9 protein-coding genes are annotated in these 9,139 nt (G+C 63.0%); 3 read left to right on the top strand and 6 right to left on the bottom strand.

All coding sequences use genetic code 11. From position 1 onward, the window contains the following. Positions 1-314 precede the first annotated feature (314 nt). Positions 315-1,364, bottom strand: coding sequence for a LacI family DNA-binding transcriptional regulator (locus EN964_RS15020; protein ID WP_127268295.1), 1,050 nt, complete (start codon positions 1,362-1,364; stop codon positions 315-317). A gap of 192 nt (positions 1,365-1,556) precedes the next feature. Here EN964_RS15020 and EN964_RS15025 point away from each other — a divergent pair, with 192 nt between their 5' ends. After that, positions 1,557-1,886 (top strand): hypothetical protein, encoded by a 330-nt coding sequence (locus EN964_RS15025; protein WP_127268296.1) that lies wholly within the window; start codon positions 1,557-1,559, stop codon positions 1,884-1,886. A gap of 127 nt (positions 1,887-2,013) precedes the next feature. Then, positions 2,014-2,457 (top strand): hypothetical protein, encoded by a 444-nt coding sequence (locus tag EN964_RS15030; protein WP_127268297.1) that lies wholly within the window; start codon positions 2,014-2,016, stop codon positions 2,455-2,457. Here the strand turns inward: EN964_RS15030 and EN964_RS15035 are convergent. The 5 genes from EN964_RS15035 to EN964_RS15055 all read right to left on the bottom strand — a co-directional run bounded on the left by EN964_RS15035 (position 2,454) and on the right by EN964_RS15055 (position 8,319). Continuing rightward, complete coding sequence (locus EN964_RS15035) at positions 2,454-3,395, bottom strand: DUF3445 domain-containing protein (RefSeq protein WP_127268298.1); 942 nt, start codon at positions 3,393-3,395, stop codon at positions 2,454-2,456. The two genes, EN964_RS15030 and EN964_RS15035, sit on opposite strands and share 4 nt — an antisense overlap. Positions 3,396-3,407: 12 nt before the next feature. Next, complete coding sequence (locus EN964_RS15040) at positions 3,408-4,070, bottom strand: aminotransferase class IV family protein (RefSeq protein WP_127268299.1); 663 nt, start codon at positions 4,068-4,070, stop codon at positions 3,408-3,410. After that, positions 4,019-5,164 carry an aminodeoxychorismate synthase component I gene (locus tag EN964_RS15045; protein WP_127268300.1) on the bottom strand — a complete coding sequence of 382 codons (1,146 nt, stop codon included), beginning with the start codon at positions 5,162-5,164 and terminating at the stop codon, positions 4,019-4,021. Before EN964_RS15045 ends, EN964_RS15040 begins: the two co-directional genes overlap by 52 nt. 178 nt (positions 5,165-5,342) lie before the next feature. Next, on the bottom strand, positions 5,343-6,125 hold the full coding sequence (locus tag EN964_RS15050) for a proton-conducting membrane transporter (RefSeq protein ID WP_127273187.1): 783 nt from the start codon (positions 6,123-6,125) through the stop codon (positions 5,343-5,345). Between the two features lie 361 nt (positions 6,126-6,486). Next, positions 6,487-8,319: a M3 family oligoendopeptidase gene (locus EN964_RS15055; RefSeq protein WP_127272612.1), complete on the bottom strand. Its 1,833-nt coding sequence runs from the start codon at positions 8,317-8,319 to the stop codon at positions 6,487-6,489. A gap of 177 nt (positions 8,320-8,496) precedes the next feature. Between EN964_RS15055 and EN964_RS15060 the strand changes: the two genes are divergently transcribed. Then, the coding region (locus EN964_RS15060) for a sigma-54 dependent transcriptional regulator (protein ID WP_164775823.1) at positions 8,497-9,139 on the top strand (643 nt) is incomplete at its 3' end.

The raw sequence follows: 9,139 nt of genomic DNA on the forward strand, positions 1-9,139 counted from the left end.
GTTCCCCGGCCGATCGAGCCGAAGCCGATCATCACGACAGGGCCGCTGATCTCACCGTAAACGGGCCAGTTTTCATTCGCCATTTTATCGAGCACTCCTTCAAAACCCAGGAAACTGGGAAAACATGCGCAAGCCGGGGATTTTTGCCCGGCGGCCATGCGCTACATCACAGATCATTGTCACAAACCAGCGAAAAGCGCCAACCAGCGGCTAGCTGCGTTGGCTACGTGGTTAAGGCTGAAACCGTGGATGAATGGCTCTACCCGAACCAAAGTTAGCTCATTTGCCAAGCGCAAGCGACGTGCCCCGTCCGTTCAACGGATTTTTGCCCTCGGCGCAGCTGTGGACGCCCGAACCACCAACTCCACGGGCAGAACGACTTGGCGGGGCGGTTGGTTGTCAAGAACCATGCGGGCGGCGAGCCTGCCTTTTCCGATCACGTCTTGCGCGACAGTCGTCAGCGGAGGTGTGGTGCGCGCGGATTCAGCAGTGCCATCGAAGCCAATGACCGACACGTGGCCCGGCACCTCTATGCCGCGACAAACCGCCTCGTCGAGTATTGTGATCGCCTGCCAATCCGACATGGTCAGGATCGCGGTTGCTTCAGGCACATTGTCGAACACCACCGCTCCAGCAGATGGATCGCCGGGCGTCGTCTCGATAATCGGGACATCGTCGATCGACAAGTTCGCCTCCGCCAAGCCCTGTTTGAAACCGTCAAGCCTTTCGTCATCGAGTGAGAAGCCGGCAAGAAGCGGGCGCTTTGCCTGTCCGGGCATGTGCACAATGGGAGGGCCTGAAGTTCTCCGTATGGACAGGATGGCAAAATGTCGGTGTCCCAGCCCGGTCAGATGCCGGACGGCAGCGACCGCGCCCCTCCTGCCGTCGATCTTTATCGAATTGATGTCGGGACCTGCGTCGCTTTCGAGAATGACGAAGGGCAGGCGTCGCCGTTGTGCCGATGTTATGAGGCCGATATCCGCGCTGTGACCAAGGATGAAGCCGTCGACCAGGGCCTCGCGGATATTGGCGATGCGGGTATTATCGGTGCCGTTTACAAGGCTGAGCGTCGTTCCGGCCTCGTCGCAGGCGAGCGAAACGCCCAGCACCAACTCGCGGAGATAGGGACTTCTGAGCACGTCGGCGATGGCGTAGGCGCCAGGCGGCATGAACCCGATGGCATTGAACTTGCCATCCCGCAGCAATCGTCCCTTTGGATCGGGGCCGCCAAACCCGAGCGCTCGCGCGGCCGCTTCGACACGTTGGCGCAACTCAGGCCTGACCAGTTCCGGCCGGTTGAAGACGTTGGAAACAGTGCCCCGGGAGACACCGGCAGCCTTGCCCACGTCGGCTAGCGTTGGCATTGCGATTCACCCCGTTTCCCTTCAGTTAGACCATTTTTTGGAGCGCTCCAAGAATTTTGTTGACTCGAAAGTGGAAAGGGCGGATCGTATCACTTGGAGCGCTCCAAGTAGGCGTATCTGGCATTTTCGCGACTGAAACATCGAAGATCGTCAAATGGCTTGGTCCCAACGGCCACGCCCAGGGAGGGTGTTATGGCAGAAACCAATGTTTTTCCCGCCTCGCTTGTCGGTAAGACTTTCGACTGCGTTTTCGGCCCGTTCGTACCCCGGCTGACGTTTTTCTCGCCGGAGGAATTACATGTGCAGGCGTCGATCGGAGCCACCAAAATTGACGAGGTGGTCAAGATCGACATGACCAGCGTACGCCCGAACCTCGTGCTCATGAGCTGGACGGAGCAGAGCGGCAACTTCATCGTGCAGTTGCAGGATCATGAGAAAGGGATCGTCCACAACTATGCGCGGCTGGCCGACGGGCAGCTCTTCTGTGCCCAAGGCGCCATTCAAGCCGTTTCGCCTGCGTGACGCTCCCGCGTCGGGGCCGGCAAAGTGCGGCATCGACCGGCATACTGCTGTTTCCTAGTTGAAGTACTTCGGATTACGATCTGCTGAATTGCCGTCATCGATTTCCCTATTGAAGGAGGAAAGTGCGATGGAACTCGCTTACGACAGTCATCTGCTTGCCCGAATTCTGCTGAGCGTCGCGACCGTGGGCTACGGTGTGGTGACGATCAAAGCCGACCTCAACGCCACCCACGCCACCAATCCGCTGTGGACTCCGCACGCCCGGTTTCACGTCGTTTGGCAGGTGCTGAGCTACACCGGAGTCGCGCTGATTGCGCTGGGGCTTATCTGGATTGGAGGCCCACTCCAAGCCGAGCGGCTCTATCTCGCCGGGGGATTGGGCGTCGCCATGTATGGAGCGTTCTTCGTGGCCATGCTCTCACGACCGATCTATGGCGGCGTGCTCTACGACGAGAACGGCTACCTGCCATTCCGACCGCCGTTCGGACCGGCGGGTTGGCGGTGGGATGTCAACGTCACCGTCTTTACCGCGATGTCCGCGATCCTGCTGCTGGGCTTGGCCGCGATTTAGGACAGCGCCAGCACCCCGAGCCGGTCGACCAGCCGATCGCGGTCTGATGTCAGGCCCTTATAGTCGAGTTGGGCGAGATCGAGCGCTTCGAGCTGGGCGGCGAAAGACGCCGCGAGCTTCGCCCGATCCGGGTGCCTGGCCAGCACGGCGAGCGGGTCGAGATGGATGCGGATGGTGAACAGGATATCGCGTGAAACAGGCAGTTTGCGCAGGGTCTGCCGCTCGACGCGGATGAACGCATGAGCGTCGATATCGCCATCGGGAAAGCGCGACGGCCGGTTGGTGGCGCGGTCGATGCGCTGCAGGTCGGAGAGCGGATGATAGAGCGCGTTGTCGGACTGGATCGACCAGTTGTAGCGCTCGACCGCCTGCCCCTGGAGGCCATCGAACATCCGGTTGATGAGTTCCGCCGGACGCGTGCCCGGGCCGAAACCCGGCACCGGCGCGTGGATGTCCTGCAGCGGCTTGCCGAATTTTTCCAGGAGCGACCAGGACGAGGGAAAGCAGAGCGAGCCGGCGACTAGCCGCCAGCCGCTGTCACCGCGGCGCATCAGGATCAGGTCTTCCTGGACGAGCTGTGAGGCTTTAGCCAGCGGCGCCTCGGCGAGGGAAGCAGGCAGACGGCCCGCCGCGCCCGCCACCTCGACGCCTGATCCGCCGAGCCGATGGGTTTCGGGGAACCTCTCCAGGAGATGCGCAGCGAGCAAGTCGAGCACTTCCTGCTGGGCATCGCGCGTGCCGTCCTCCTCGACGAAAACGCGCTCTGGGATTTCGGCATAGAGCCGGTGCTTTTCGGCGAGATACGGCAGCAGATGGCCGTCGATCTCGATCCAGTCCGCCGGATCGAGCGGCTTCAGCCCGATACTGAACAGTTTCGACGAGCCGTCATAGGGCGTGTGGGTGGGGAGCGTATGCTCTGGGGGCGTGTGAGTGGGCACAGTCGTCCTGTTTCAGGTCAGTCTTGCGGGGATCAGTCCGCGCAGCGAATTGCCGACGAACAGGGACTTGGCGGATTTCAGATCGTCCAAGCTGTAGATCGCTTCGCGGGCGCGGCCTTCATCCAGAAGCTGCGCGCGCAATACACCAGGCAGCAGGCCGCAGTCGAGCCGGGGCGTGGCCAGCACGCCGTCGCCGAGATCGGCAAAGACATTGGTGATCGTGCCTTCACAGATCTCGCCGCGCTCGTTGGCCATAAGCACCTCGTCGGCCTGGGTGATGAGGTGTTCGGCGCGGGCACGCGTGTAGAGCTGCCGCCGGCTGGTCTTGTGGCGCAGCAGCGTGTCGTGCGAATCGAGCCTCGTCCGCGCCAGCCGCAGCATCCAGACCTTGTCGGCGGCGAGCGGTTCATAAGGCTGCGCCGAGGCCGCCACCTCACCATCGTGCGACAGGACGAGCCGCGTGCGCATGGCAACGCCGGAACCGCCGACCGCGCTGCTCAGTGCCTCGCCGACCTTGCCTGGAGCACAGCGGAAGCCGAGCTCCGCCGCCGAGCCATAGAGGCGCGCAAGATGGCGATCGAAGCGCAGGAAGCCCGGGCCGGGTTCCCAGCGCATGGTCTCGATCAACTGAAAGTCGGCGGTGTTCCCGTCGCGAAGCGCGCTTTCAGCAGACACTCCTGATACTCCTCCTGCGCCGTCGAATCGAAGACGACGCCGCCTCCGACATTGTAGACGGCCTCGCCGCCCGAAAAGAGCGAGATGGTGCGGATCGCCACGGAAAAGCGCATCGGGCCGCCGGGCGCGATCCAGCCTATGGCGCCGCAATAGGCATCGCGGGGCGTGCCTTCCAGGTCGCGCAGGATCTCCATGGCACGGATCTTAGGCGCGCCGGTGATCGAACCGCAAGGAAACAGCGCCGCGAAGATCTGGCGGATAGAGAGACCCGGCAGCAGTTTGGCCCTGACGTCGCTTACCATCTGATGCACGGTCGGGTAGGTCTCGATGCGGAACAGCGCCGGCACGTCCAGCGTGCCCACCTCGCTGATCAGCGAGATATCGTTGCGCAGGAGATCGACGATCATCCGGTTTTCGGCCTGGTTCTTCTCGTCATTGCGCAGGAAGATCTTCTGCCGCTCGTCTTCGGCCTTGGTGGCGCCGCGCGGCGCCGTGCCCTTCATCGGATGCGTCTCGATCATGCCCTCGGCGTCGATCTCGAAGAACAGTTCAGGCGAGCGCGACAGCACGATGGGTTCACCGAGCGCGATCAGCGCGCCATATTTCACCGGCTGACGTTCCGTCAATGCATCGAAGGCGGCCAGCGGCTCGCCTGACCATTGCGCATGCACGGGAAAGGTCAGATTGCCCTGGTAGCAATCACCTTGCCGGATGTGCTGGTGCAGCCGCGAAAAGCGTTTTTCATAATCCTCCGGCGACCACGTCGCACGGGCGTCGAAGATCGGGCCGTTGGTCGCCGTGGTGTCGCGCGGCGGCACCGCCTCTTCGACCGGGGCATCGAAAACCCCAAGGCACACGAGTGGGGCCCGGCGTTCATTCGGCAGCAGGGGAACGAGCTTGGGTTCGAGCAGGTAGCCCGCCTCATACGAGAAATAGCCGGCAAGCCATTTGCCTGCATCATGCGCGGCTTGTGCTGCTTCCAGAGCCGGTTCGAAATCCCCTGCTTCGTGCGCCACGATGATATCGGCCGGCCGGTCGAAAACGAGCTGGCGCGCGCTTTTGTCATTGCGAAAAATTGCGGCGGGCAGGGACATGGGACTCGTGCTGCGGTCTATGAAGCCATCAACCGCTCTATATGGGGTGCCGCTCGCGCGCAATCGAGGGAACGGCACGCTGCCTCTCAAAGCCGACCTCAGGGCCAACCCAGGGCCCAAGAGCAAACGGCGGCGCCGATATGGCGCCGCCGTTTGTAGTCTCGGTTCTTGCCGGCGATCAGCTGTTGCTGAGGGTTCCGGCTGTTGGAAACTGCTTGGCGAATTCCTTCTCGTTGCCGGCGGCGAGCAGCTTGGCTTGCTCGATCCAGCGTTCGCGCGCGATGCGGCCGTCGAAATTCATGACGTCCTCGATCCGTTTGACATCGGCGGCGGTCCAGGACGCGATCTGGGCGAAGCTGGTGACGCCTTGCGCCTTGAGCAGCTTCTCGTTGACCGGACCGATACCGATCAGCCGGCGCAGATTGTCGGGCTTTCCGGATGCTGGGCCGGCTGCTGGCTTGGCTGTTGCAGACTTGGTTGTTGCAGGTTTGCTCGTTGCGGATTTGGCTGTTGCAGGTTTGCTCGTTGCGGATTTGGCTGGAGCCGAGGTTTTGGTGGCGGCGGGTTTCGCTGCCGGCTTGGCAGGGACCGCCTTGCCAGGGACCGCTTTCGCAGCGGCCGGTTTGGCCGGCGCTGGCTTTGTGGCGGCGGATTTGGCTGTCGCGGGGGTCGACATCAGGGCCGCCGGCGCCTGGCTTGCCGGCTTTGCCGCGCTGCTTCCGGCGGCAGGTGCGGCCGACGCTTCACGCAGCCGGCGCTCGAGGTCGGCGCGGGTCTTGCCGCATGCATCGAGTTCGCCGGTCAGGCGGTCGCCGTCGGTGCGCAGCCTGTCGCGTTCGCTGCGTGTACGGTCGAGGTCGCCGCGCAAGCTGTCGAGTTCACCGCGCAGGCGCCCCCAAAGGAACCAGCCGACCAACACGCCTATCAGGAACGCCAGGACCACGTAGAAAAAAGTGCCCATTGTCTCTCTCCAGTCAGATCCGTCTGCCGTGGGTCATGACCTTCGGCGAAGGACTACTCTTGGTGGTTCCGCGGTAAGCAGAACAGCCGGCTTCGGTTCGAGCTGCGGCGATCGGCTTTGCTTGCCCATGGCCAACGGCCGTTGTCGCGTTCGCCTGAGCGACACGGCCGGCTGAGATTTCTCCTCGCCGATCCGCATGCGCTCCGGCTGAGCTTGGAGCGAAGGCTATCATAGAGCTTGTGGAAAGCTATCGGAAAACTTCGGTGGAGAGTACTTCAAGAACAGATATTTAGGGTGATAGTAGATCTGTCCCAACATGCATTCCGGCTAAACTGTTAGAGCGATGCCTGAGGGACGCGTTTCAAGCGTCGAGCGCTTCCAGCTCGTCGATCAGGCCGCTGATGACGCCAAGTCCGATCTGCCAGAAGGCGGGATCGGTGGCGTCGAGCCCGAAGGGCGCCAGAAGCTCGGAATGATGTTTGGTGCCGCCGGCGCGCAGCATTTCGAAATACTTGTCCTGAAAGCCGCGCTCGGCGTTCTGGTAGACCGCGTAGAGCGAGTTCACCAGGCAGTCGCCGAAAGCATAGGCATAGACATAGAAGGGTGAATGGATGAAGTGCGGGATGTAGGTCCAGAACACCTCGTAGCCTTCGCGCAGCTTGATAGCGGGACCCAGACTTTCGGCCTGCACTTCGAGCCAGAACTGACCGAGCCTGTCGGAGGTCAGTTCGCCGTTCTTGCGTTCGGCATGCACCTTGCGCTCGAATTCATAGAAGGCAATCTGGCGCACGACCGTGTTGATCATGTCCTCGACCTTCTGGGCGAGCATGGCCTTGCGCTCGCGCCGGTCGGTGGTCTGGTCGAGCAGCGAGCGGAAGGTCAGCATCTCGCCGAAGACCGATGCCGTCTCGGCCAGCGTCAGCGGCGTCGAGGCCATCAGTGCGCCCTGGCCGCCGGCCAGCACCTGATGCACCCCATGGCCAAGCTCGTGCGCCAGCGTCATCACATCGCGCGGCTTGCCCATGTAGTTGAGCAGGACATAGGGATGCGCCGACGGCACGGTCGGATGCGCGAAGGCGCCAGGCGACTTGCCGGGCCGGGCCGGCGCGTCGATCCAGTTGCGGTCGAAGAAGGTTCGCGCGATCTCGGCCATGTCGGGCGAAAAGCGCTGATAGGCGGACAGCACGGTGTTCCTGGCCTCCTCCCAGCCGATGATCGCCTGGGGCGTATCCGGCAACGGCGCGTTGCGGTCCCAGTGGTTCATCACCTCCATGCCGAGCCAGCGTGCCTTCATCGCGTAATAGCGGTGCGACAGGCGCGGATAGGCATCGCGAACGGCGGAAGCCAGGGCGTCCACCACGCTGCGCTCGACGCGGTTGGCGAGATGGCGTGAATCGGCGATGTCCTCGAAGCCGCGCCAGCGGTCGGATATCTCCTTGTCCTTGGCCAGCGTGTTGGTGATCAGCGTGAAGGTGCGCAAATTTTTGCGGAAGGTCGTGGCCAGCGCCTCGGACGCCCGGCGGCGCACCTCGCCGTCGGCGTCCTGCAAACGGTTCAGCGCCGGCTCCAGCGTCAGTTCCTCGCCGTCGATGTCGAAGCGAAGGTCGGTCATCGTCTCGTCGAACAGGCGGTTCCAGGCGCCGCGCCCGGTGATCGACTTTTCGTGGAAGAGTTGCTCGACGCGGTCCTCAAGCTGGTAGGGCTTGTCCTTGCGCAGATCGAGCACCCACGGCCGGTAGTGACCGAAGGCGGGATCGCCGGCGAGCGCGCCTTCGATCGACGCATCGTCGATCAGGTTGAGTTCGAGCGCGAAGAACAGAAGGTGCGCGCTGGCGTCGGTCATCTTCTCCTGGACGTCACCATAGAGCTTGGCGCGCTGGGGATCAGCGGTGTTTCCGGCATAAACCAGACCCGCATAGGAGACGATGCGGCCGATCAGTTCCTCCAGCGCTTCGTAGGCGACGAGCGCCTCGCCCAGCCTGCCGGCGCTGCCGCGCTCGGCCTCGGCGGCCAGCGTGCCCTTCCAGCGGCTTTCGAAGCTGACCGCGTCAGTGGCGGCCTTGGCGATGTCGCGCTTCAGTTCTGGCGCGTCCATGCCGGCATAGAGGTCGGCAAGGTTCCATTCCGGCAGGTCGCCCAGCTCGGCCGCGCCCTGACCGGACGCCGGCGCCGCCAGCCGCCGTGCGGAACCCATGTGCCCAGAATCCTTATGCATTGCCGACACCTTCCGTGGCCAAGGTTCAAGGAGAAACGAGAAGCCGGTCAAATCCTAAGGAATTCATTCACCGGGTTTTTTGAAACCTTATTTAGAACCCTGTGCCAAGATGGTCCACAGGGCAGGATTCCTCGGGCGGGCATAGTCGTATTAGTCATGACAGGTTCCATACTCATAGTCGATGACGATCCGGTGCAACGCCGGCTGCTCGAAGCGGCGGTGACGCGGTTCGGCTACAGCGCAATCGTCGTCGACGGCGGCGCGGCCGCCTTCGATATCCTCGATGGACCCGGCGCCCGCGAGGTGTCGGTGGTCATCCTCGATCTGGTCATGCCCGGTCTCGATGGTATCGGCGTGCTGAAGGCGATGCGCGAGCGCGACATCAACGTGCCGGCCATCGTGCAGACCGCGCAGGGCGGCATCGAGACCGTGGTTTCGGCGATGCGTCATGGCGCCTTCGATTTCGTCGTCAAGCCGGCGTCTCCCGACAGGCTGCAGGCGTCGATCGGCAATGCGCTCAAGGTCGAGGCCGTCGAGGGCGAGGTCAAGCGCACGTCGCGCCGGCGCGGCGGCCTCCTGACCTTCAAGGACATGATTACGCACAGCCCGGCCATGGACAGGGTGATCCGTCTTGGCCAGAAAGCGGCGGCATCCAACATCCCGATCCTGATCGAGGGCGAGTCCGGCGTCGGCAAGGAACTGGTGGCGCGCGCCATCCAGGGCAGTGGCGACCGCCGCTCGAAACCCTTCGTCACCGTCAATTGCGGCGCCATCCCCGACAATCTGGTCGAATCGATCC

It is taken from the genome of Mesorhizobium sp. M7A.F.Ca.CA.001.10.2.1 (genome assembly GCF_003998575.1).
GTDB lineage: Bacteria > Pseudomonadota > Alphaproteobacteria > Rhizobiales > Rhizobiaceae > Mesorhizobium.